Origin of the sequence: Pseudomonas guariconensis (assembly GCF_040822035.1) — a bacterium.
Lineage (GTDB): Bacteria > Pseudomonadota > Gammaproteobacteria > Pseudomonadales > Pseudomonadaceae > Aquipseudomonas > Aquipseudomonas guariconensis.
The window spans coordinates 3,608,606-3,632,268 of record NZ_CP162012.1; the positions used below are offsets into that span (position 1 = coordinate 3,608,606).

At 60.2% G+C, this 23,663-nt stretch carries 23 protein-coding genes; 13 read left to right on the forward strand and 10 right to left on the reverse strand.

Annotation, left to right across the window (positions count from 1 at the left end; all coding sequences use genetic code 11):
• Positions 1–92: 92 nt before the first annotated feature.
• On the reverse strand, positions 93–380 hold the full coding sequence (locus tag AB1N67_RS16680; RefSeq protein WP_367863277.1) for a helix-turn-helix domain-containing protein: 288 nt from the start codon (positions 378–380) through the stop codon (positions 93–95).
• A 140-nt stretch (positions 381–520) separates the two neighbouring features.
• On the opposite strand from AB1N67_RS16680, the gene AB1N67_RS16685 reads away from it, so the two are divergent.
• From AB1N67_RS16685 to AB1N67_RS16695, 3 genes are all read left to right on the forward strand, one after another.
• On the forward strand, positions 521–982 hold the full coding sequence (locus tag AB1N67_RS16685; RefSeq protein ID WP_367863278.1) for a hypothetical protein: 462 nt from the start codon (positions 521–523) through the stop codon (positions 980–982).
• A 143-nt stretch (positions 983–1,125) separates the two neighbouring features.
• On the forward strand, positions 1,126–1,887 hold the full coding sequence (locus tag AB1N67_RS16690) for an NAD-dependent deacetylase (protein WP_367863279.1): 762 nt from the start codon (positions 1,126–1,128) through the stop codon (positions 1,885–1,887).
• A 1,216-nt stretch (positions 1,888–3,103) separates the two neighbouring features.
• On the forward strand, positions 3,104–3,583 hold the full coding sequence (locus AB1N67_RS16695; protein WP_012314955.1) for a carboxymuconolactone decarboxylase family protein: 480 nt from the start codon (positions 3,104–3,106) through the stop codon (positions 3,581–3,583).
• Here the strand turns inward: AB1N67_RS16695 and AB1N67_RS16700 are convergent.
• Positions 3,576–5,012 (reverse strand): PLP-dependent aminotransferase family protein, encoded by a 1,437-nt coding sequence (locus AB1N67_RS16700; RefSeq protein ID WP_367863280.1) that lies wholly within the window; start codon positions 5,010–5,012, stop codon positions 3,576–3,578. The genes AB1N67_RS16695 and AB1N67_RS16700 overlap by 8 nt on opposite strands.
• 90 nt (positions 5,013–5,102) lie before the next feature.
• Between AB1N67_RS16700 and AB1N67_RS16705 the strand changes: the two genes are divergently transcribed.
• The 6 genes from AB1N67_RS16705 to AB1N67_RS16730 all read left to right on the forward strand — a co-directional run bounded on the left by AB1N67_RS16705 (position 5,103) and on the right by AB1N67_RS16730 (position 7,864).
• Entirely contained in the window at positions 5,103–5,585 is a 483-nt protein-coding gene (locus AB1N67_RS16705; protein ID WP_012314953.1) for a GNAT family N-acetyltransferase, read from the forward strand.
• 30 nt (positions 5,586–5,615) lie between these two features.
• Positions 5,616–6,281 carry an FMN-dependent NADH-azoreductase gene (locus AB1N67_RS16710; RefSeq protein ID WP_225786852.1) on the forward strand — a complete coding sequence of 222 codons (666 nt, stop codon included), beginning with the start codon at positions 5,616–5,618 and terminating at the stop codon, positions 6,279–6,281.
• Between the two features lie 111 nt (positions 6,282–6,392).
• Entirely contained in the window at positions 6,393–6,842 is a 450-nt protein-coding gene (locus AB1N67_RS16715) for a carboxymuconolactone decarboxylase family protein (RefSeq protein WP_012314951.1), read from the forward strand.
• A gap of 289 nt (positions 6,843–7,131) precedes the next feature.
• A complete protein-coding gene (locus AB1N67_RS16720) occupies positions 7,132–7,338 on the forward strand; it encodes a hypothetical protein (RefSeq protein ID WP_225786853.1) in 207 nt (68 codons plus the stop codon).
• 26 nt (positions 7,339–7,364) lie between these two features.
• Entirely contained in the window at positions 7,365–7,559 is a 195-nt protein-coding gene (locus AB1N67_RS16725; RefSeq protein ID WP_225786854.1) for a hypothetical protein, read from the forward strand.
• Between the two features lie 56 nt (positions 7,560–7,615).
• Positions 7,616–7,864, forward strand: coding sequence for a hypothetical protein (locus tag AB1N67_RS16730; RefSeq protein WP_367863281.1), 249 nt, complete (start codon positions 7,616–7,618; stop codon positions 7,862–7,864).
• Between the two features lie 99 nt (positions 7,865–7,963).
• On the opposite strand, the gene AB1N67_RS16735 is transcribed toward AB1N67_RS16730, so the two are convergent.
• Positions 7,964–8,911, reverse strand: a complete 948-nt coding sequence (locus AB1N67_RS16735; RefSeq protein WP_367863282.1) for an aromatic alcohol reductase — start codon at positions 8,909–8,911, stop codon at positions 7,964–7,966.
• A 207-nt stretch (positions 8,912–9,118) separates the two neighbouring features.
• On the reverse strand, positions 9,119–10,033 hold the full coding sequence (locus tag AB1N67_RS16740; protein WP_367863283.1) for a LysR family transcriptional regulator: 915 nt from the start codon (positions 10,031–10,033) through the stop codon (positions 9,119–9,121).
• A gap of 222 nt (positions 10,034–10,255) precedes the next feature.
• Between AB1N67_RS16740 and AB1N67_RS16745 the strand changes: the two genes are divergently transcribed.
• Positions 10,256–10,441 (forward strand): 4-oxalocrotonate tautomerase family protein, encoded by a 186-nt coding sequence (locus AB1N67_RS16745; protein ID WP_367863284.1) that lies wholly within the window; start codon positions 10,256–10,258, stop codon positions 10,439–10,441.
• 570 nt (positions 10,442–11,011) lie between these two features.
• Here AB1N67_RS16745 and AB1N67_RS16750 read toward each other — a convergent pair.
• From AB1N67_RS16750 to AB1N67_RS16765, 4 genes are all read right to left on the reverse strand, one after another.
• A complete protein-coding gene (locus AB1N67_RS16750; protein WP_367863285.1) occupies positions 11,012–11,761 on the reverse strand; it encodes an SDR family NAD(P)-dependent oxidoreductase in 750 nt (249 codons plus the stop codon).
• Positions 11,761–12,183, reverse strand: a complete 423-nt coding sequence (locus AB1N67_RS16755; protein WP_367863286.1) for a MerR family transcriptional regulator — start codon at positions 12,181–12,183, stop codon at positions 11,761–11,763. The genes AB1N67_RS16750 and AB1N67_RS16755 overlap by 1 nt, the downstream gene beginning before the upstream one ends.
• A 79-nt stretch (positions 12,184–12,262) precedes the next feature.
• Complete coding sequence (locus AB1N67_RS16760) at positions 12,263–17,356, reverse strand: AAA family ATPase (RefSeq protein WP_367863287.1); 5,094 nt, start codon at positions 17,354–17,356, stop codon at positions 12,263–12,265.
• Positions 17,357–17,398: 42 nt separating this feature from the next.
• Positions 17,399–18,049, reverse strand: coding sequence for a response regulator transcription factor (locus AB1N67_RS16765; RefSeq protein WP_367863288.1), 651 nt, complete (start codon positions 18,047–18,049; stop codon positions 17,399–17,401).
• A 200-nt stretch (positions 18,050–18,249) separates the two neighbouring features.
• Here AB1N67_RS16765 and AB1N67_RS16770 point away from each other — a divergent pair, with 200 nt between their 5' ends.
• The 3 genes from AB1N67_RS16770 to AB1N67_RS16780 all read left to right on the forward strand — a co-directional run bounded on the left by AB1N67_RS16770 (position 18,250) and on the right by AB1N67_RS16780 (position 20,977).
• Positions 18,250–18,624, forward strand: coding sequence for a response regulator transcription factor (locus AB1N67_RS16770; protein WP_367863289.1), 375 nt, complete (start codon positions 18,250–18,252; stop codon positions 18,622–18,624).
• Positions 18,625–18,834: 210 nt separating this feature from the next.
• Positions 18,835–20,037, forward strand: coding sequence for an NAD(P)/FAD-dependent oxidoreductase (locus AB1N67_RS16775; RefSeq protein WP_367863290.1), 1,203 nt, complete (start codon positions 18,835–18,837; stop codon positions 20,035–20,037).
• Between the two features lie 28 nt (positions 20,038–20,065).
• Positions 20,066–20,977 carry an MBL fold metallo-hydrolase gene (locus tag AB1N67_RS16780; protein WP_367863291.1) on the forward strand — a complete coding sequence of 304 codons (912 nt, stop codon included), beginning with the start codon at positions 20,066–20,068 and terminating at the stop codon, positions 20,975–20,977.
• A gap of 152 nt (positions 20,978–21,129) precedes the next feature.
• Here AB1N67_RS16780 and AB1N67_RS16785 read toward each other — a convergent pair whose 3' ends face one another.
• Entirely contained in the window at positions 21,130–22,218 is a 1,089-nt protein-coding gene (locus AB1N67_RS16785; protein ID WP_367863292.1) for a polyamine ABC transporter substrate-binding protein, read from the reverse strand.
• Positions 22,219–22,259: 41 nt separating this feature from the next.
• Positions 22,260–23,561, reverse strand: a complete 1,302-nt coding sequence (locus AB1N67_RS16790; protein ID WP_367863293.1) for an NAD(P)/FAD-dependent oxidoreductase — start codon at positions 23,559–23,561, stop codon at positions 22,260–22,262.
• Positions 23,562–23,663 lie beyond the last annotated feature (102 nt).

Consider the following 23,663-nt stretch of genomic DNA (forward strand, 5'->3'; position numbering starts at 1 on the left):
GTCTACGCTGCTTCCCGAAGCATGTTCAGGCAGAGCAGCGAGATGGTAATCGATTCAAATCGCCATGAACACTATAGCGCTCACTATGGTCGCTAGGTCTCTCGGCACGGCTCGATAACTTCTTCTCTCAGTCGATTGATCAGCTCCTCTAAGCCAACATCGGGATCCTGGATGAGGTACGCAGAAGTGATGAGGCTGAGTGGGTGGATACCAATTCGGCCGGCCAGGTCTTCTATTTTTTGAATAGTTGGCGCTTTGAGCCCTCGCTCGAGTGCGCTCACGTAGGTCCGACTGCTGACTACTGCGAAATCTTCCTGGGTCAGGTCGTGAAGAATGCGCATGCGCCGCAGTGCCTCACCCAAGGATGCACGGATTTCCATCATCACTCCTCACAAAAGGAATGATGAAGCGCCATCGAACACGATAGGGCTACAACCTATAGTGTTCATTGTGGGATAATTTGAGTTTTCCCGCCCTGGCGACTGATCGCCTGGGTATGTAGCGCTCAGTGGAGCCCGTTTTGATCTACTTGTCTGAATCTCACACCCGCACTGTCCGTACGGGTTCTTATTGTGAAATTGAGGGGATGTGCTTTTGGGTGACGTTGCGGTCGCTTTTCAACGGTGAAAGCGAGCGAGCAGCTGTTGTTGAAGATGCCTATGAGCTCAACGTTTTCCTCTCCCAGGCAACGGGCGTCGAGATCGCGCAGGTACAAATGCTATGTCCTCCATCGATCACCGGACGCCCGCATTGGAGCCTGGAAGAGCTTCGTAAGGTTGTGATCCACCGTGGGCTTGAGTCCTCGCAGACCGCAGTGATTTACGAGACAGCGGTGGCCACCTACAAATTAGGAGATCTCGATTTACGCCTGCGAAAACGGTCACATGCGTTGTACTCCGCAGGTAGCCTTAAAGCGCGAATTGCAAGCGCTGCCATTCCACTTAAATCTACTGGTGAAGCGCAGTTGTACGCGCACTTTTGATGCAGAATCGCACACCGTCAGTTGCAGCTCAAGCACGCTCGGGAGGCGATAATGGGTGTCCGCTACGTCGAGATAGGCCCGATGACACTCACAAGCGTTCCTCAACCGCCTCCTCCTTTTCCGCTTTAGGATGATGAACACGAATGGACACCCTGGCGAAAGCCGCTGAGGCACTGCGGAGTGCGCAGCAGATAATGGTGTTTACCGGTGCTGGGATTTCTGCCGCAAGCGGGATTCCGACTTTCCGCGATCGACTGACTGGGCTGTGGGAGCGCCAAGATCCCCAGCGTTTAGAAACTGCGAAGGCATTCCGAGAAGATCCAGCGCTGGTTTGGGGCTGGTACCTATGGCGGCGCCAACAGGTGCTGCAGGCTCAGCCCAATGCGGCACACAGGGCGATCCATCGGCTATCTGGCAGCAAACTGAGTGTGACTGTGGTCACTCAAAACGTTGATGATCTGCACGAACGGGCGGGCAATCAGGAGGTGCTTCATCTCCATGGAAGTCTGATGCGCCCCAAGTGTTTCGCCTGTCACCGGTTTGTTGCGGAGGCGTTGGAGTTTCCGACCATCCCAGCGGAAGGCGCAATGGTAGAACCGCCCCGCTGCCGTCGGTGCAACGGTCGCTTGCGTCCAGCTATGGTCTGGTTTGGTGAGGATCTCCCGCCTGGTGCATGGAAGTCAGCCAACCGAGCAGCACGACAGTGTGACGTTTTACTTTCTGTCGGAACTTCCGGCGTGGTCAGACCTGCTGCTGACTTACCAGTCATAGCGTTGGCATCTGGTGCGGTGGTCATTCACGTCAATGTCATGGATGTGTCCATGAACGGGCCGAACGAGATCATGCTGATAGGTGAAGCTGAAAATGTACTGCCACGCCTTATTGCGCTAGTGCTGTCTAGCTGAGCCATGGCGGTAATGTTCTAACCGTCACCCTTCTGGCTGGGCTACCTTTGTCCCGTACTAGGGATTACGCCTGTCATCAAATAATTGACACACGCGTCACTGGGTATAGGATCGTAGTTGAGGACTGCAACTGCGCATCCGTCGGGACTGGTTACCAGCAAGCACCCCCCGCAATTTCGGCAGCAGAGAAAGCTGGTTTCTCTGAAGTAGTGACGGCTGGCGTAGCCGGTCGGATCCTGAACCCAAGGTCTCAAGGCCGGGAGCTAAAGGATCGCTGCGACTACTCCTCACAAATCTACCGAGCAGGCACAAGCTGTTGTGTACCGAGGATCTTCTTCAAACAGCTTTTCGAGATCCTTTCTGTACTTCTCATCGGTTGTGGTTGACCTTTAAACCCAAAGGGTCATGGGGCTGATCCGCTGAGAGTCAAACATGAGCAACGACAGCTATCCACTGGCCGAGCGTCCCCCACGCTATCGGTCGTGCTATTGAACCTCTTTCGCGGTTTGGATTAACGGTTCGATGTTCAGGGCTATCCCCTTTCGGAGAAGGTGAAAGCGAGCCTTCGATACCGTGCTGCCTTACCTGCTCCGCATCACAGATAGCGGGGACAACAGCCGCAAAGAAATGGATGATGCCCGTTGTAAAACCGGCCCTTTGCCTCCCAGCCACGCAACTGTGGGTCGATTGGCTTGCCACATTTTGGACAAAATGTAGTGGTCAACTAATTCCAGGCACCGGATTAAGTTTTTCTTCGGTAATCACAGGCGGTAGTCCGCCACTGAACTGATCGGTGCTCCCAGCTCTACCGGGAGCACTTGGCCTCCCACGTCGCAAGCAGAAAAAGCGCCAAGGAACCCGCGAGATTCACCGCATGGGCAATTGCACCGCACTTGACCAGTGATTTTCATTGATGCTGACCAGCCGTTTGCATTCGACGTGACCGGTCACTTGCATTCGATCTGACCAGTCGCACGCATGGCTGAGGGACAATAGCAGCATCCACGACCGGCAGCTAACGACCCATTGCGGCCATTCGCGGAGGCCAATAAACGGCCTATTGCGCCCCTTCGACCCTATCGCTCGATAGGTGATCATGGCGCACTTCGATACAGATATGGCCTAGTTCGAAGCTACTATCTTGGCCCTGTGGGGCTATTCCAAGCGTTGCTACAGTGGGCTCCATCAACCATCCACCCACTACGAGCAACTACCCATGAACAACCGCCTTGATTACTTCAAACTGTCTCCCCAAGCGTCCAACAAACTGGTGGAGCTCACCCTGCAACTGAGCAAGAAGCCGCTACTGGCCGATCTCGCCCACCTGATCATGTTGCGCGCTTCGCAGCTCAACGGCTGTTCGTTCTGCGTGGATATGCATGTGAAAGAGGCCAAGATCCATGGCGAGCGCGAGCTGCGTCTTCACCACGTGGCCGTCTGGCGTGAGTCACAGCTGTTTTCGCCAGCAGAGCGGGCGGCGCTGGAGTGGACTGAAGCCCTGACCCAACTGCCGCCTCATGGTATCTCCAACAGCCTGTATGCGAGTGCGCGTGAGCAGTTTTCCGAGCAGGAGCTGTCGGATTTGTCGTTCCTGATCGTCGCCATCAATGGCTGGAATCGCCTCAATGTGGCTTTCCAGGCGATCCCGGGCTCGTCCGATGAACTGTTCGGCCTGAACAAGGCCAACCTCAACTGAGTAACTTGCTGATCAACGCGCCAAGCTGCTCGCCTGGAGCAGTCGTGGCGCAGTTGGTAAAACTCAGGAGCAGACCTGACTGACGCTGCGATGAGGCAGCCCAGCGCGACAACGCTTGTACCGACATGCCCCTCGCCAGCACCTGCTCGGCCAGGGCGGTGTCGCTTACGTCCTCCGGCAAACGCAGTACCAGGTGCATACCGCCTGGCGAGCGTTCCACCTGCATACCCTTCGGCAAACTCCGCTCCAGTGCTTCGATGGTCAATGCCCGTCGTTCGTTGTAGAGGCGGCGCATGCGTTGGATGTGCCGAGCGAAGTGTCCCTCGGCAACGAACTCCGCCACCAAAGCCTGGGTAATTGACGGTGACCCGGCAGCAAACAAGGCCCGTCCGACGCGCTCGAACGCTGCCACCTGCGCCTGCGGCACCACCAGATAAGCCAGGCGAATACCGGGAAACAGCACCTTGCTGAAGGTGCCGGCATACAGCACGCGCCCATGGCGATCCAAGCTGGCCAGCGCTGGAAGTGGACGGCTGACGTAGCGGTACTCGCCGTCGTAATCGTCCTCGACAATCCAGCCACCGGTGCGGGCAGCCCAATCGAGTAGCAGTTGTCGGCGTGGCAGCGACAGTGCCATCGACAGCGGGCTCTGATGCCCTGGTGTCACCATGACGACCTGAGCAGCCCGAGAACCCGCGATGGCGTGTTCTACGTTCATGCCTTCGGCATCAACCGGCACCGCTTCCAGGTCCAGGCCGAACTGGCGAAGCACCTGGCGCGTAGTGGGATAGCCCGGGTCTTCCACCCAGGCGCACTCGCCTGGCTGCAACAGGGTATGTGCGACTAAAGACAGGCTATTGCGCCAACCGCTGGTGATAAACACCTGATGGGCACCGCAATCGATACCTCGGGACACCTGCAGATACGAAGCAATGGCGCTGCGCAACGCTGCCAGGCCGTGGGGTGCTGGATAGTCCAGATCTCCCAGACGCATCCCACGGAGATACCGAGCACCGAGACGCGCCCATATCTTGCGCGGAAATGCATCCAGCGCCGGTACCCCCATCTGGAACGGCAACAGCTGCGGTGGGCGCCAGAGCGAATCAGGCGCTTCTTCGATCACTTGGCTGCTGACTGGTAATACGGTGGCCGCTGACACAGGCTTCTGCAGTTCAGGATTGATTACGGTGCCTTTCTGCCCGAGCGCCAGGAGGTACCCTTCGCTGGCCATCAGCGAATAGGCCAGTTCGACGGTGCCACGTGCCACCCCCAGCTCCTTAGCCATGGCGCGCGCCGACGGCAAGCGGTCACCGGGGGACAACGTGCCAGCGGCAACGGCGGCCAGCACGCGGTCGTACAGTTGACGATACAGGGGCAAGGCGGACTGCTCTTCCAAGGGAGCAAAAGGCGGCTTGGGGGAGGTCATCATGGCCTAGTTCATATCCCATTTCTTGGCTCAATCAAGTGGGTCAATGGTAGTCCAATATAGCGCCATCACCTACTGACGAGGGCAACTCCCATGAAATTCCCTTTGCACAACTTCATACCCAGCGTGCTCGACCTGGCCGACACCGCCCTGCGTCCCTTGGACAGCACCCATGACCTGTGCAGCGCATTCCCGGTAATGCAGCAATTGCGCCCTCATCTAACGAGCGAAGCCGACTTCGTCCGCCGCATCGAGCGTATGCGCCTTGAAGGCTATCGCCTGATTGGCGCTTATGACGCAGGCGTTCTTGTAGCACTGGCTGGTTATCGCTTACAGGAAAACCTGGTCTACGGCGCATTCCTGTATGTCGATGACCTTGTAACCGCCGAGGCTCAGCGGGGTGGCCAGTGGGGGTCGCGCTTATTGCAAGCCTTGGAACGACTGGCGCGCGCCAGCGGTTGTGCACGCCTGGTGCTCGACACGGGTTTGGCCAACGCCCGCGCGCAACGTTTCTACTTCCGTGAAGGCCTGTTGACGGGTGCACTGCGCTTTCAAAAACAGTTCGATACGCCATAACCCGCATGCACACCCAAGGAGGCAAACCTCATGACATCGTCCCAACAGCCACTTGCTCCCTTGCGCATTCTTCGCCTGGTCGCCAGCCCCAATGCAGAGGCTTCGGAAAGTCTGAAACTGTCCCAGCAGATCCTATTTGCCTTGGCCAGTCAGGCCGGCAGAAGGGGTATCCAGTTGACCGATTTAGACCTCAACACCTTGGCCCCAGTTGATTCGCCTTACGCCCAGGCGTTGGCCAATCAGCGCGTAGTCATAGCAAGCGGTCAGAAGGGTACGTTGAGCCGTTCCGACGAGTTGATCGACCAACTACAGGCATGCGACGTACTGCTGATTGCCACGCCGATGCACAACTATAGCGTGCCCGCCCCACTCAAGATGTGGATCGACCACGTGGTACGCGTGGGCAAAACGTTTTTGGGCACCGCCAAAGGCAAAGTCGGAAATCTGACGGATCGTCCGGTTTACGTCGCAATCGCTAGCGGGGGCTATATCAGCGGCCCACAGGCCCGTCAACCGGACTTTCTGCGCCCTTACCTCTCCGCCGTCCTTGCCACCATCGGTCTCACTCAGGTGCATTACTTCACCGTTGAGGGTACCGCCAAGGGGGGGGAGTCACTGAATACTGGAAGGGCAACAGGGTACGGTGATGTGCAGGCGTACTTTGTTAGGCATAGCCGTCGAGTGGATCAAGTCTAAAGTCCGCTTCAGGGCCGACATCTACTCCAAGCGTTAAGGTTTGCATCTCAACTGGGCCGTATGCCAACAAGCGGCCACGCTCTTCATCGCTCATACAAAGGAAAAGAAATCATGAATCGTCTCAATTGGTTTGAAGCTTCGCCTGGTGCAGCTAAGGCCCTCGGCGGCCTGCATCATTTCGTGACCACCGCGACAAATTTGCCAGCCTCGTTGATCCACCTCGTGTTTCTCAGAGTGTCTCAAATCAACGGCTGCGCTCATTGCATTGATCTTCACTCACGCGATCTGATCAAAGCAGGTATGTCAGTGGACAAGGTGCTGTTAGTGCCGGTATGGCATGAAGCGCAATATTTGTTCTCGGATCAGGAGCGCTCAGCACTGGCTTGGGCGGAAGAAGTCACCAGGGTAAGCGAGACACAGGTATCCGACGAAGCTTATGCAGCCGCATCGGCGATGTTTGCAGAAAAGGATCTTGTTGACCTGACAGCGGCGATTGCCGCAATGAATGCGTTCAACCGTATGGGCGTCAGCTTCCGACTCAAACCTGCGGCTAGGGCTTGATGACCTAGTGACTCGGCCTGGAGAGGTAATACTTCGAAGACGGCACCTCGCTCCTATCGCGTACCGTCTGCTTCAGGCCATTTGCTGACCTTTCCGAACGACCGCTATGGGTCGAAAGCGGACACTGGCGAACGGCCGCTTTCGACCCAAAGCGGACACTGATCCAAAGCTCTGGTGTCCGTGCAGGCCTCATGATTATCCCCAGTCCGTACCTTTTGAGTGAGCTTGTCATCGATGGGTCGCTCTGGCCCTGATCTATCATTCGGTATCAGGGAATAAGCACCAGGCTGTGAAGCGCAAATTCGTAGGAGTGGTCGAAGCAGGCGAGCCGCTGATCCGACAAGCGCTTAAAGCCATCTGGAATGCCCAAGCAGTGGAGGCCACAGGCTTGGCAATGCATGAAATAGAGCGCCTACAGCTATTGGCGGACTCGCTTTATCAGGCTGTCATTAACGTTCAGCTTGTGAACGCCGGTCAGCCATCTTCGATCATCTAGTAAGGTGCCCTCGTAATGATTATAAAATGCCCATACTTGCTCCCGACCATCAGCTGTACAGTGCTGTCGATGCGATGAAACGGTACCATGAGGCTCAAGCTTCGGCTCGACCCGGGAATGAAATCGAGCGGCTACGTCAAATAGCGGAGTCGCATTTACGAGCTGTAAACGAGTACCAGTTCAGAGCTATGGGTCGTCATTCTTCAGGCTCCATCAACTGAATATTCGAAAATTTTTTCTCTATGACAGAAGTTAGGAATAAAGGAAGGCTAACTCGATGAGCATACTGGGCGACAGGCAGATCACGATTCCATCCCCTTACGTCGATAGCGTTTTAGCGATGATTGAGCAGCATTTAGTCGAGCTGAGTGCCACCATTGAGGATGACAACGAAAGCAATCCAGCGCGACGTGAAATGGCCGCATTTCGACATATGGCACAGCAGCTGGGTTACGATTTTAAAATTGTTACTAATGCGAACGGTTTCTTCTCCGTATCACGGATCGCTCTGCAGTCCAAACGCTAAATTTAGAAAAAGCGGGAATAGAATTCGGCGACTGCTACCGCTTTAAGCAAAAAAGCTTTGATTGTTGTATTTGGCAAGCGATAGCAGTCATAAGGTGAGCTATACCGCAGCGTTGGATTTAAGCCAATCTGCTATGGTAGAAACTTTTACATTTTCTATATAGTTATAAGATGCTTCTTTTTTCCACGCTACACCAGCGCCGTTGTCGTTGCCTTGCGCGAATACCAGTCGATATCTTTTCAAAACATTGGTGGGATCCTTTTTGAGCTCGTCCTGCAAGAAAGGAATCGTCCAAACATTCCTTGCAACGGAACAATCCAGCGCCTCATCTACGAGATCTGCCAGCTGACGATAGGAAACGGTATCGCCCGCAGTGTAGATTACTTTGCTGGTAATTTCAGGCTCGGAAAGTACTGCTTTCGCTGTCAACTTACCAATGTCTTGAGGCGTGGTGACAGTAACGGACGTATCCCAGTCGCCAAGTGCATTAACTGTCCTGTTTTCGAGATCTACGACGCCAAAGGCTGGCTCGAAGAGAAAGCTTGTGAACATACCAGTAGAAATAATCGTCCAGTCGATCCTGCTTTGTGAGCGCAATAGATCACGAACATCAAGTTGCTCGTCGAAGAGTGGCTGAGCGCTACCGCGGCCGATCACATCGTAGTCAACACCAAACTGCCAAGGATAGTATTTTCTGATACCTGACTCGATAGCTGCCAAGGCCAGCTTTAGCTGAGTGCCTGGACCAGCAGCAAAGCCTACGCAACTAACCACTATCTCAAATTTGGCAAAAGTTTCGGCGATGGTTTCCAGAGTGTCACCCACCACATCCCCCGCAATCACGCTAACCCCAAGAGCATCCAGTTCAGTGAGCAGTTGACTCCGTTGGCTTGAAGAACTGCTGGATGATGTCCTCAGCATTACCGAAACATCTGCCTTTCCGATGGACACCCCTTGTGCAGATAACTCTCTCAGAACCTCTAGCCCCAATTCACCTGCGCCGAGCACGAGTATCTTGCGCTTGTTAAAAGTAGTCTCGTTAGTCATAAAGCCACCTCGTTAGAACTGAAAAATCTCAGTATGAGCAGTCGGCGACTCTTGCAGTCGCTAGCCAGTTAACGATTTTGGCTAAAAGCATTCATGATGTCTGTGCCGAAACTCGATTTCACAATTGCAAAAAAACGAATTATGACCGTCGACCACTACCCCCATTTGGCTTTCAATGCTTGGCATGCAGTGAGGAGGTGTGATGGATTAATTGCCTATTCCTAATTTTGAGTTTTTGAACAGCTCAATGACCCAGTCTACAAACGACCTCAGCGTCGGTGAATGGTAGCTACTGTGGTGATACATTACTGAGATCGGCACGGGCGGCGCGGTATAACCCTCAAGCACTGAAACTAGTCTGCCGGAATCCAAATGGGGCCAAACCATGTAGCTGCCCACCCGTATCAGGCCGAGGCCTTCCAGCCCGCATGTCACATAGCCGTCTGTGTCATTTACGGTTAGCTTTTCAGGAACTCGAACGAAGACAGGATCGTCGTTGATCAAATAGTGCCATTCGATGGATCGCCCAGTCCTACTAGACAGGTAACCCACTGACTGATGCTTCTGCAAATCGTCCAAGGACCTGGGTACGCCATACGCTTCAAGGTACTGTGGAGAGGCGCACGTTACCCAGTCGAAACTGCCAATTTGCCGAGCTACCAGGCTTGCAGAGTCGAGCGGCACTCCGGTTCGGATCACGCAATCAATGCCTTCCTGCACCAGGTCTACGGTCCTGTCACTCAGGCCGATAACCAATTCGACCTCAGGAAATCGCTGCTGATACTCGCGCACTGCAGGTAGAACGAAAAGACGACCTAAAGAATTCGAGATATCCACACGCAATCTGCCTCGCGGCGTGGCGTTCCCGCCCGGAAAGGTGGATTCCGCACGATCAATGTCCGCCAGCACCTGGCGACAGTGACGGTAGTAATGCTCACCATCCGCCGTCAGGCTCAGCTGCCGTGTCGTTCGATTGAGCAAGCGGACCCCCAGGTAATCCTCAAGATTCTTGATCATGCGGGTGGCCGATGACGGCATGATCCCTAAGGCTTCAGCTGCTCTATTGAAGCTGTTGGTCTCCACTACTCGGGCAAAAACCTGCATTGCTTGCAAACGATCCATCCCAACCCCTTCTTCTGTGCGAAGCACGACTGGCAGCTATAGCCTGCCATAGCTGGGCCCAGGCAGGTACCAGGCCAGAAAATCCTACCCAGTGCTTGTGATTCGATACACGAGGTCACAAATGAAGTACCTCAGGGCATATTTATCAGTTTGCTCTGAATTCTTAAAGTTTCTCCATCAACTGCTCATCACCCAAATGCACACTTGATAGAGGAACTTCCCATGCCATTCATCAGCGTCCGCATCACTCGTGATGGTGTTACCCGAGAGCAAAAGGCTCAGGTAATAAAGGAAATTACTGAAACTATGGAGCGCGTGCTTCATAAAGACCCTAAGCTGACCCACATCGTGATCGAAGAAGTCGACACTGATAACTGGGGCTACTCCGGCATTACGACTACCGAGTAGACCATGCGTGAATTTCCTGAATGATCGACATCCTGCCTCCTCCTTGGCGTAGTCCTACGCATCTCCTTTACTGCCCCAGGATGGCAACTTGACACTAGCATGTCTAGATGGGAATCCGAAAGGGAGAAACTTTTACTACTTGCGCCCTGCTAGCAGCAGCCGCCCCTCAAAGGCAGCTATTGGCCGGTAGCTGCCTGTCGCGAACGGACGCTTTGGGTCGTTAGCAGTCATTGGCGAGCGACCGCTCGCGCCACATAGCAGCCGCCGGAATTTCGGGCCGCTCCTAGCAACGGTGCAGTGATCAGATAAAGCACGCCAAGAAAGACAAGTCGCCGCCGCGTCAGAAACCTCCGAGGGGTCCTCGGATCGCCGCTTCAGGCCAACGATCTCGCACGGCAACATGACCAGTGACCCAATCAGGTATAGCCACATGGCAAGAAGCACGGCTGATACGGAGGGGATGGTGCTTATATCTCCTAGGGCTATCGTAGGGGCGCGGGCTGTGGATCCCATGCATCCATTATGGCCAGCATAAAAGCCCGGAGCATGCGCCTCGGGCTTTTTTACCACTCAAAGCTGCGACAACCCGCCATCGACACAAAGGTCGACCCCAGTGATGAAACTGCTCTCATCCGAAGCCAGGAACAGCGCTGCGTTCGCCAACTCTTCCGGCCGGCCCAGGCGACCGAGCGGTATCAGCCCCGCCACGTGCGTTTCGAATGCGCCAAACTGCGCCTCGCCAATCCCCATCTTGCCGATGATCGGGGTCAGCACCGGCCCGGGGCTCAGGCAGTTGACGCGGATCTGTCTGCCCTTGAGTTCCGCCGCCCAGCTGCGGGCGAACGAGCGCACCGCAGCCTTGGTCGCCGCATAGACCACATGGTCCTCCAGCGCCTTCTGGTGGGCAATGGACGATACCAGCACGATGGCACCGCCATCACGCAGCAATGGCAGCGCCTTCTGAATGGTGTAGAAGACACCCTTGACGTTGATGTCGAACTGCTCGTCGAACTGCTTTTCATCGACCTGGTCGCCCGGCGCCGGGCGGATGACACCGGCGTTGGCGACCAGTACGTCAAGGTGGCCGAAGCGCTCGCCCACTTGCCGGTACATGGCATCCAGGTCCTCCAGCCGGCTGGCGTCGGCGCACAGGCCGACGGCATTTTCACCGATCAGCCCCACGGAGTCCTGCAGCACGTCCTGGCGGCGCCCGGTGATGACCACCTTGGCGCCTTCCAAGGCGAAGCGTTGTGCGGTGGCCAGGCCGATACCGCTGTTGCCGCCGGTGATCAGGGCGACCTTGTCTGTCAGCTTTCCCATCATCTCTCCAATGTGACTTGCGAATGAACCCGTTCGGGAGGCCGCAAATCAGGGGCGCGCAGCACGCCTGGGTGCAGAGGCAGATAACGCCCGATCTTCTCGGCCAGGCGTTCACGACGCTCGCTCAGCTGAGCCTGGAGCGCGTCCAGGGCGACCAGCTTTTCCATGTGCTGCTGCAGGCAGGCAAGGAAGCCTTCGCTGTCCTCTTCCTCCGCCAGGTACTGCAGCAGGCCGTGGATCTGCCGGGTGCTGAAGCCGCATTCGAGCAGCTCGCGAACCCACAGCACGCGTTGCACCATGGACGGCGCGTAGTCGCGGTAGCCATTGTCCAGCCGCGTCGATTCGAGCAGCTGGCGCGACTCATAGTGGCGCAGCGCGCGTGTACTGACGCCGGCACGCACGGCCAGCTCTCCGATTTGCATATGAACCTCCGATGGAGAGAACCCTAAGGGCTTGACGCTAGTGTCAAGGTCAAGCCCCTTTTGATTAACGCCTAAACCTTCAGGCGCCCGGCGCGGGATGCGCCGGCAAGGTGAATTGCACTTCGGCGCCCGGCCCTTGCCTGGCGCTGGCCCAGAAACGCCCGCCCTGGCTGTCGATGATCGAGCGGCAGATCGACAGCCCCATGCCCAGGCCGGTCGCCTTGGTGGTGTAGAACGGTTCGAACACCTGCTCGACGTTTTCGGCGACGAATCCGGGCCCGCTATCGGCCACTGTCACCCGCACATCGCCCTGGTCGATGGCCGTGCTGATGTGCAGCGTGCGGGCGCGCTCCACCTCCGACATGGCTTCCAGCGCGTTGAGGATCAGGTTCAGCAGCACCTGCTGCAACTCCACGCGGTCGGCCAGCACTTGCGGCAAGCCCTCGGCGAGCTCGGTCTGCACCTGTGCCCGCCCCTTTACAGCCTCGCCACGGGTGAAGTCGACCATCTCCAGCACCACGGCGTTGACGTCCACCGCCTGCTTCTGCGGCGGGGCCTTGCGAATCAGCTCGCGAATACGGCCCAACACCTCCGCTGCGCGGTTGGCATCCTTGATGATCCGCCCCAAGCCCAGCGCCACCTCATCCAGCTGCGGGGGCTGGGCACCCAACCAGCGGATGGCGGCATTGGCATTGGTGACCGTGGCGGCGATCGGCTGGTTGACTTCATGGGCGATCGAGGCGGCCAGCTGGCCCATGGTGGCGACACGGTTGGCATGGGCCAGTTCGGCCTGTATCTGGCGATTTTTGGCTTCACGTTCGGCAACCGCGTGATACAGCCTGGCGTTTTCAAGCGAGATGGCGGCCTGTGACGCGACCAGCCGCAGCACCGCGATACGCGCCGAGTCGAACACCCCCGCAGTGAGGTTGTTCTCCAGGTACAGCGCCCCCACCAAGCGCGCCTGGTTGGTCAGCGGCAGGCACAGCAGGGAGCGGGCCCGGCAGCGGCGGATGTAGTCGTCAGCCATAAACGCAGGGTCAACGATGGCATCCTCCAAGCACAGGCTTTCGCCGGTGCGCAGTACCTGGTAGAGCACCGATTCTGCCAGCAGCGAGTCGCTCACCGGCTCGTTGCAGAGCACCACCTCGCCCTCCCCCACACTGGCCTGCGCAACGATACGCGGTGCCTCCCCCCGGGCACGCACCAGCACGCCACGCTCGGCGCCGGCCTGCTCGATGGCCGTGCGCAGCACCTGGGTGATCAGTTTCTGCAGGTCGACTTCGCCGGAGACGGCTTGCGACACCTTGAGCACCGTCGCCAGGTCCAGGTGTTCGACCGGGGTGGCGATGGTGGTTGTGGGGCCCGGTTCCGGGTCGGCGCTGCGCAGATAACGATGACGGTTGTCCAACTGACGAACCTTGCCGTCGGCCCCCCAGCGCAGGTAGCCATAACGCGCATCACGCAGGTAGACCCGGGCAATCCTGGCGAGCCCGCGGCTACCATAGAAGCGCGAGGCCAGTTCGTTGGCCAGCGCCTCGACATGCATGTAACCGCTGTCACGCGCGAGCTTGATGGCCTGCTCGTAGAGGTGCTCGGCGTCGACCAGGCGCCCCTGCAAACGTGCGATTTCCGCCCCCACCAATACCTGCCGGCTGGCGAAGGTTTCTGCACACTGGCGGGCCCAGGTCTGCAACGCGTCATGGTGCTCGGCCAACGCTTGTAACGCCGCTTCGCCAACGCCCTGCCCGGCTGCCAGCGTCAGGGCAGCAAAGAAGTGGTATTCCGCCTCCTCGAAAAACGAGGCGATCACCCACTTCAGTGCCTTGGCCTGCGCCGCGCAGGCTTCGGCCGCCGCATAATCGCCTGCCAGGTATCGCGCCTGTAGCTTGCGCACCCAGTATTTGCCGGCCGCCAAGGCCAGATCTGGAACCGCGGCCAGGTGCTGCTCGAAACGCGCCTCGCTGAAGTGGTCGTCATCCAGACAACCGAACAGCGGCGTTTGCCCGCGCAGCGTGCGGATCAGCGCCAACTGCGTATTCATGAAGTCGATCACCAGCCCGAAATGCACCTTTTCGGCGTAGGCCAGGCCCTGCTCCGCCTCCGTCTGCATGCTGCCCAGCGGTTCGCCGCTGAACAGCTGATCAGAGATCAGCCCGTTGCCTACGTAGGCGGCATATGGCAGGTCTCCAACCCGGTTGGCCGCGACGAAGGCCCGGCGCAGCAGCTCGCGGCACTCGCTGACCGGCCGCGTCCAGCGCACCACGAACATCGAGAAACACAGGAACGTATTGGCCTCGAAGCGTTGCAGGCCGCGCCGCTCGACCAGCTCGCAGGCCAGGCGCCCGAAACGGTAACCGGTCTGGTAGTCGCCATAACGCCGGGAGACCCGCCCGATATTGGCGTAGAGCATGCACGAGGCATCACAGTTGCCATGCTCAAGGCTCAGGTTCACGGCCTTGCAGATGGTCAGGCAGGCCAGGTTGGCATTGGTTTGCACGGCCGGGGCAAACAGCTTGCACAGCACATCCAGGGTGGCCAGGGAGGTCGCGTCTTCCATCAGGGGCAGGTCGATCAACTGCTCGATGCTGCGCGTGCCCACCTGCAGCGCGATCTGGTCATACTCGCCACGCACCTCATCATCGTCCGGTTGCGTGCGCCAATGAATGCCCACCTGGCGCAACCAGGCCAGGCACACCGCTACCGCGCGGTCACTGCGGTCGAGCATCAGGTACACATCCATATGCAGGCACGCCACCGCAACGCCTTCAGCCGCGGTCCTGGCGCGCTGGGCCAGGCCGATCAGGCGCTGGTCGGCGTGCCCGAGCTGGCCGGTGAGAAACTCGCATTCCGCCAGGTTCAGCGCCAGGGCAAAGCTCAACTCATGCGGATGCGCTGCAGCGGGCCCCTCCAGCAAATGCTCGCCCACGCTCAGGTAGGCCAGTGCCGAACCGTAGGCCGACGCGGCCTTGGCCCGGCGCCCGGCCAGCAGGTTGAGCGCGGCCAATTGCTCGCGTTCGGCACAGGCATCGATCAGCGCCACGCCCCGGTTGAGCTGCCCGACGATCTCGAAAATGGCTTCCTCGCGGTGCTGGGCCGACACCTGTTCGGCCAACAGGCGGCCGATGCGCAGGTGCATGACCGCGCGGTCCTGTTCGGCGATCAGCGAGTAAGCGGCTTCATGGATGCGGTCATGCACGAAGGCGCAGGTACCGTCCTGATGCGCCACCAGTTCCAGGCGGATTGCCGGCCACAAGACCGCCTGCACGCGCTCGGGCGGCAGGTCGAGTACCAGGGCAAGGGTCTGCGTGTGCGCCACGTTGCCCAGGCAGGCCAAGTGCTGAAGCGCCTGGCGAGTCGCCAGCGGCAGCCGCGCCAGTTTGCCAACCATCAGGTCGACTACATTGTCGGTGTAGCCCTTGGCATGGATGCGCTGCGATTCCCAGCGCCAGCGCCGCGCCGCGTGGTCGTAGGCGAGCAGCGATTCCTCGGCCAGGGCCTGGAGAAACTGGATGACGAAAAACGGGTTGCCGGCGGTCTTGTCCTGCACCAACTGGGCCAGGCCCATCACGCTGGGCGCCGGGCAGTGCAGCGCCTCAGCGATTAGCTGTTCGATATGCGGGCGGGCCAGGGGCGCAAGGCGCACCTCGTGCACCGGCGCCCCAGCCTTGCGGATCGCCTGGAGCCTGGCGGTCAACGGGTGGTGGGCGTCCACCTCGTTGTCGCGGTAGGCGCCAACCACCATCAGGTAGCGCAGCTCCGGGTGGGTGAGCAGGTCTTCGAGCAGGTCGAGGGTCGCCGCGTCCAGCCACTGCAGGTCGTCGAGAAACAGCGCCAGGGGGTGCTCGGCGCGGGCGAACACCGAGATGAAGCGGCGCAGCACCAGCAGAAACCGCCGCTGCGCCTGTTGCGGGTCCAGCTCCGGCACGGGCGCGGGCTCGCCGATGATCAGGCGCAGCTCGGGAATCAGGTCGGTCAACAGCCGTGCGTTGGGCTCGCACGCCGCCAGCAATGCCGAGCGCCATTCGGCCAGCACCTCGCTGCTTTTGCCGAGCAGCGTACGCACCAGCCCCTGGAACGCCTGCACCAGCGTCGCATAGGGGATATCACGCTTGTACTGGTCGAACTTGCCGCTGGCGAACAAACCGCGCGGCGGCACCAGCACCTTGTGCAACTCGTTGACCACCGAAGACTTGCCGATCCCCGAGTACCCGCAGACCAGCACCAGCTCCGGCACGCTGCTGCGCACCATGCGGGTGAATGCATCTTCGAGCACCTGCACTTCGCGTTCGCGGCCGTAGAGTTTTTCCGGGATCAACAGGCGGTCGGGGGTGCCTTGCTCATCTAGGCTGAAGGCCATGATGTTGCCGTTCTGTCGCCACTCGGCAAGGCACCGGCGCAGGTCGTGCTCAAGGCCGGCGGTGCTCTGGTAACGATCTTCGGCGGTCTTGGCCAGCAGCTTCATCACCAGTTGGGACAGCAGTGGCGGCACGCTGGCGACGCGCTCGCAAGGTGGCAAGGGTTTGCGCGCAATGTGGCAGTGCACCCACTCCATGGGGTCTGTGGCGTTGAACGGCAGCGCGCCGGTGAGCATCTGGTACAGGCTTACCCCCAGCGCGTAGAGGTCACTGCGCGAGTCGATGGAGCGGTTCATCCGCCCGGTCTGTTCAGGGGCCATGTACGCCAGGGTGCCGGCGATGGTCTCCGGCGGTTCGGGGGCCTGCCGCTCACGGGGCAGGCGCGACGCGAGGCCAAAGCCGGTCAGGCGGACCTTGCCATCGTCGCAGCCGACCAAAATATGGTGGGGTTTGAGATCGCGGTGCACCAGCCCGGCCAGGTGCAGGCGGCCCACGGCCACGCTGATTTCAACCGCCAGCTGCAGGCAGGCTTCGACACCCAGCGGCGCCAGCAGCAACGTCGACAAGGGTTGCCCGCCAGGGTCGGTCAGCACCAGCCGCGGCTTGCCGTTGATCCGCTCCAATGCCTGTGGCTGCAGCGCCCAGTCAGCATCAAGCTGATCGCGCAGGCCGTATTCATGGGCCAGGCGGTCGACGGTGGCGGGCAACGGCTGTTCACTGGCCGGGCGCATCAGCAGCACGCGGCTGCCGTCCGGGCGCTTCAGCCGGCAAAACAGCCGATCACCATCGTTCCACAGGACTTGCTGTTTGCCTGGCATGGGTCCGGGCCCCGTCATCGAGTGGGAAGAATGCGGGCAGCGTCAGACCGTGCGCCGCAGGGGCTCGACACCCAGCGTCTCGGCCATGCGCACCAGCTCGGCGACCGAACGCGCGCCAAGCTTCTTCATCATCTGCCCGCGGTGCACTTTCACGGTGACTTCGCTGAGGTTCAGCTCGGCAGCGATCTGCTTGTTCATCAGGCCCGCGGTGACGAAGGCCAGCACCTGGCGTTCCCTGGGCGTGAGTGCCTCGAACGCGCTGCGCAGTGCCAGGCTTGCCTGCTCGCCGGCCAGCCGCTCGCGGTCGCGCGCCAGGGCATTGGCCACCGCGTCGAGCATGTCCTGGTCACGGAACGGCTTGGCGAGGAAATCGACCGCGCCCGCCTTCATGGCCTTCACCGACATGGCGATGTCGCCATGGCCGGTCATGAACACCACCGGCATGTGCACCCCGCCCTGCTCCATCTGCGCCTGGAAGGCCAGGCCGCTCTCGCCGCGCAGGCGCACGTCGAGCACCAGGCAGCCGGGCCCAGCCTTGCGCGGGAAGGCCAGAAAGTCCTGGGTGGAGCCGAAGCTTTGCACCTGCAGGCCGACCGAGCGGAACAGGCCGTCGAGGGCCAGGCGCATGGACTCGTCGTCATCGACGATGTACACCACCGGCTCATGCGAGCCGTGCGTGCTCTGTAAGGCCATGTGTGCTCCTTGAGCCGTGACGCCGCGTCGTTGGCAGATGAAAAATCTAGCCTATTGTTGGGCAAGGTTCACGGGTTTGGCCACTGGAAATTGGCAATACCAGACGCAGGTATTGCCCGGGTATACCTAGGTATACTTCTGCCACCTGCGCGACGGGGTATCTTGGAGCTATGGCACAGGCCGCCAGGAGCAGACCGCGCATGAAGCAGCCCACCGCAACGCTGATTGCCGTCGTCGACGACGACGAGTCCCTGCGCGATGCCCTCGACGGCCTGTTGCGCGCCACCGGTTACCGTGCCCGCACCTTTGCCAGCGGCAGTGACTTCCTCGCCTCCGATGGCCCGGGCCAGGCGGGCTGCCTGATCTCCGACATCCAGATGCCCGGCATGTGCGGCGTCGAGCTGCTGGCGCAACTGCAGGTACGGGGCTTCGACATCCCGGTGATCTTCATCAGCGCCCACCCAGGCCAGCGCTCGCGGATCACCCCAGGCATGCCGGGCGTGGTCAGCTGCCTGCCCAAGCCCTTCGAAGCCCAGCAGCTGCTGGACTGCATCGCCTCTGCCCTGCACCGCTGAGCCTCACCGCCGAGCCTGCACCACTGAACGGCCCTTTCGATACCTTGGTATACCCGCTTACGCCCCATGCGTAATCCGTTGCACACCCATGGAGAAGTGTTCCCGCCCCTGCCCCTGATTAGCATCAACCTACAGCGAACGACTGGCCCTACAGCGTCTCGCCAAGGCTGAAGTTCAGAACCCTTACCCGTTCACGTCAGGAGCACGATCATGAAACAGCAACTTCTGGTTATTGGTGCAGGTTTCGCCGGTCTCTGGAGCGCCCTGAGCGCCGCACGCCTGCTGGATATGCACGACCGTCAGGACGTACAGATCACCGTGCTGGCCCCACAAGCCGAACTGCGCATCCGCCCGCGCTTCTATGAAGCCGACGTGCACAACATGTTCGCCCCGCTGCAGGCGCTGTTCGACGCCGTGGACGTTCGCTTCGTCAAGGGCAGCGCCGAGAGCATCGACGAACAGGCCCGCCGCGTCAGCTACCGCGACGAAGCGGGCCAGCCGGCGCAACTGGCCTACGACCGGCTGATCCTGGCCAGCGGCAGCCAGCTGGCACGGCCACCGGTGCCTGGCTTGAACCAGCACAGTTTCGACGTTGACAAGATCGAGTCGGCCGCGCGCCTGGAGCAGCACCTGATGGCCCTGGGCAATCGGCCCGCCAGCGCCGCCCGCAACACCGTGGTGGTGTCCGGCGGCGGCTTCACCGGCATCGAGACCGCGACCGAAATGCCCGCCCGCCTGCGGGCAGCCCTGGGCGAAGGCGAGCAGATCCGGGTGGTCCTCATCGACCGTGGCGAGCGCATCGGCGCAGCCCTGGGCGAAGGGATCCGGCCTTCAATCATCGAAGCCTCGGACGAACTGGGGATCGAATGGATCGTCGGTGCCACGGTCACGGCGGTGGATGCCGATGGCGTCACCCTGGCGGATGGCCGGCACATCGAAAGCCAGACCGTGGTCTGGACCGCCGGCATGCGCGCCAGCCCGCTGACCGAACAGCTGACCAGTGCACGTGACCACCAGGGCCGCCTGCACGTGGACGGCAACCTCAAGGTACGCGGCCTGGACCATGTATTCGCCGCGGGCGATGTGGCCTACGCCGCCACCGACGATATCGGCAATTTCGCGGTGATGTCCTGCCAGCACGCGATCAGCCTCGGTCGCCATGCCGGCAACAACGCTGCCGCCGACCTGCTGGGCGTGGCCCCCACCACCTATCGCCAGCCCAAGTACGTGACCTGCCTGGACCTGGGGGCCTGGGGCGCCGTGTACAGCGAAGGCTGGGACCGCCAGCTGAAACTGGTGAAAGGCGAAGCCAAGGAACTCAAGACCCAGATCAACACCGTGTGGATCTACCCACCGGCCGCCGAGCGCGCCACCGCCCTGGCCGCTGCCGACCCGTCGATTCCCGTGGCATGAGCCTATCCCTTCAAGCAGGAGAACGACCATGACAATGCCAATGAACACAGTCGTCCCGAGCGAAACCGATGAACTGGTGCCCTCGCGCTATGCCGTGAAAGTCGGCGACATCGATGTAATGGTGGTGAGTGACGGTGTACTGCCGTTGCCCACCCAGACCATGTCGACCAACGCCGACCCGGCCGCCCGCGCGGCCTGGTTCAAGGACATGTTCCTGGGGCCGGAGAACTTCGACTGGGCCCTGAACGTCCTGCTGGTGCGCAGCGGCGAACAGGTGATCCTGGTGGATGCCGGGTTGGGCGGGCAGTTCCCCGGCTTCCCACGGGCCGGGCAGTTCCCCAAACGCCTCGCGGCTGCCGGCATCGCGCTGGAATCGATCACCGACATCGTAATCACCCACATGCACATGGACCACATCGGCGGCCTGCTGGTGGATGAGGTGAAAAACCGCTTGCGTGAGGACGTGAAGATCCATGTCACCGCGACCGAAGTCGCGTTCTGGGCCGCACCGGACTTCTCGCAAACCGATATGCCACAACCGGTACCGGACGTGCTGCGGTCCACGGCCACGGCGTTCATGCAAGCCTATGGCAGCAGGATCCGCACCTTTGAGCGCCAGCATGAAGTGGCGCCCGGCGTGGTCGCCAGCCTGACCGGCGGCCATACCCCGGGGCATTGCGTGGTGTACGTCCATTCGGGTGGTGAGCGGCTGACCTTCGCCGGCGACGCGCTGTTCCCGGTTGCCTTTGACCACCCCGAGTGGCACAACGGCTTCGAGCACGACCCCGAGGAGTCGGTACGGGTACGGGTGGCGCTGTTGCAAGCCGCCGCCGCCAGTGGCGAGCTGTTCGTGGCAACCCACTTGCCGTTCCCGTCCGTAGGGCGGGTCGCGGTCGACGGTGAAGGGTTCCGCTGGATCGCGGGGTTCTGGAATTATTGAAGCTACTGTGAAGCCCGGCGCCTATTCTGGCCCGGGTCCGCTATGGGTCGTTAGTGGTCAGCAGCGAAAGGCTGCTAACGACCCATAGCAGACGCTCGCCCGCGTTCAGTACATGGTGCCGTCGCCATCATCTCTGATAGTTGAAATCATCTTCACTTCCCACTTGTCACTCTGGTCCATAGCCGTGTACTCAAGCGCATCCCCGCCGGCGACAAGGTCTTTATCGGGAACAACGTATCGAGTACCGACTCCGACGGGTAAATCGCTGGATTGTCGCGCAGATCAGGCGTGATGTACTCCAGCGCTGCCGCATTCCCGTTCGGGTACTTCACCGCATTGCTGATGCTGGCGATCACCTTCGGCTCTAACAGGTAGTTCAGGTACGCATACCCATTCTGCCGGTGCGGAGCCCCTTTGGGCATCACCACCATGTCCACCGCCACGGTCGAGCCTTCACGTGGAATGCTGTAGCCCACATCCACTCCGTTCCCGGCCTGTTTGGCACTGCTCATTGCTTGTAATACATCGCCACTGAAACCGATGGCCACGCAAATATTGCCGTTGGCCAGGTCGCTCACATACTTGGACTGGTGGAAGTAACTGATGTAAGGCCGCACCGCCAGTAACGCCGCTTCGGCCTTCTTCAGGTCCTCTGGCTTCTCGCTGTGCGGATCCAGACCCAATGTCTTGAGGGTGATGGATACGATCTGCGTCGGGTTGTCGAGGAAAGCCACGCCACACTGGCTTAGCTTCTGGACGTTTTCCGGCTTGAACAACAGGTCCCAGGACTGCGTCACCTCGGTGCTGCCGAAGATCGCCTTGATCTTCTCCACGTTATAGCCAATGCCGGTGGTCACCCACATGTACGGGATCGCGTATCGGTTGCCAGGGTCGCTGGCCTCCAAGATTTTCATCAGCTTCGGATCAAGGTTATGCCAGTTGGGCAGCTGGCTGCGGTCCAGTTCCTCGATGGCTCCCGCCTTGATCAGGCGCGGCAGGAAGTGGTTCGACGGGCTCGCCAGGTCGTAACCGCTGTTGCCTGTCATCAGCTTGGCTTCTGTGGTCTCGTTGCTGTCGATCAGGTCGTAGGTGGTGTGGATACCGGTGCGCCGGGTGAACTCAGCCAGGGTGTCATCGGCTATGTAACCGCTCCAGTTGGCGATATTGACCCGCTCTTCAGCATGCACCACACCGGCCAGCAACGCCGAGGACAATAGGGCCATACACGTGTGCTTGATCATGGGTTTGCTCTCTTGTTCTTGTTTGCAAGGTAATTGAAATATCAGCGTTCGCCCTGGGCGCGGCGCACTTCCCAGGCCATGCGAACGCTGGCGCCGAGGTCGAAAAACGGCCGTGGTGGCAGGAAACCCGGACGGGCCTGGCCAAGCACATCACCCAGCAAGGCCGAGTCGGCGCCAATAGCCATCTCCACCAACAAGCGGCCCCACAAAGTGCCCCGGGCGACACCGGAGCCATTGCAACCGGCCACAGCATGCAGGCCGTCCTCGATCCGGGCGAAGTACGGCTCGCCGGAGCGGGTGCCGCTGAGGTGGCCGGTCCAGGTGTATTGGAGGTCGTGCGCCCTAATGTCGGGGAAGCGCTTTTGCAAGCCCAGCAGGTGCTCGCGCTGGCGCAGCGCGAGGCCCGCGGCATCGATGTCGCGCCGGCGGTACTCCACGGTGTTGCGAATCAGCAGCCGGCGCCCTGGCAACAACCGCAAAGTGCAGCCCCCCGGCAAGGTGGACAGCACGCCCCAGCCCTGGTCGTCGAAGAGGCGCTGCCAGTTTCCCTCAGTCAGCGGGCGGGTGATGCTGGCGCTTAGCTCCAGCGGGAAGGTACCGCTGCGCTTGAGCCCGACCCTGGGCAGGAACGCACCGACACACACCAGCACCTGGCGGGCCTGTACCTCACCTGCTTCGGTTAGCGCCGTCCAGCCTTTGCCGGGCCGACGGCGCAGGTCGGTGACGGCACTGTGCTCGAAGACTTCCAGCTGCTCCGGCAAGCTTTCAGCCAGACCTTTGACATAGCGCGCCGGTTGCATCAGGCCGTTGCCGCCTGCGCAGTGGATAGCGCGGGTATAGAACGACGTGCCCAACCGTTGCTGCAACGGTTGGCCATCCAAGAACTGCACCCGCGCACCCACGGCGGCCAGGGTTTCCAAGGTCTGCTCGACCTGCTGCAGATGCGCTGGTTCATGCACTGCAAAGTGATAGCCGTTCTCGCTGAGTTCGCAGTCCAGTTTGAGTTCTGCGATGCGCCGACGTACCTCTTCCCCCGCAGCCACGCCGATCCGCGAAGCGATCTGGTAACCGGCGAATCCCGCCGTACCGATCAGCTCACCCGTCCCCGGCAGTTCATGGCTGACCACAAACCCGGAATTGCGCGCCGAAGCTCCTTGGGCGACGCGCTGGCGGTCGAGCAACACCACGCGTTGCGAGGGGAAGCGCCGCGCCAGGGTATGGGCTGCCGAGAGGCCAGTGATGCCGCCGCCGATGATCAGCCAGTCGACCTGCTGGACGCCCTCAAGGCGCGGTTTTACCGGCGACTCACCGGCCAGGGCGATCCAGCCACAGTGGTTGTTCATTGTCTGTCACTCCTTCACAATCGATGCGCAGGCGTGATTGACCGGATCTCCGCAAACCCGCCATGTGCCTTTAATCTACGGGCATCAGGTCGAGCTTTCTAA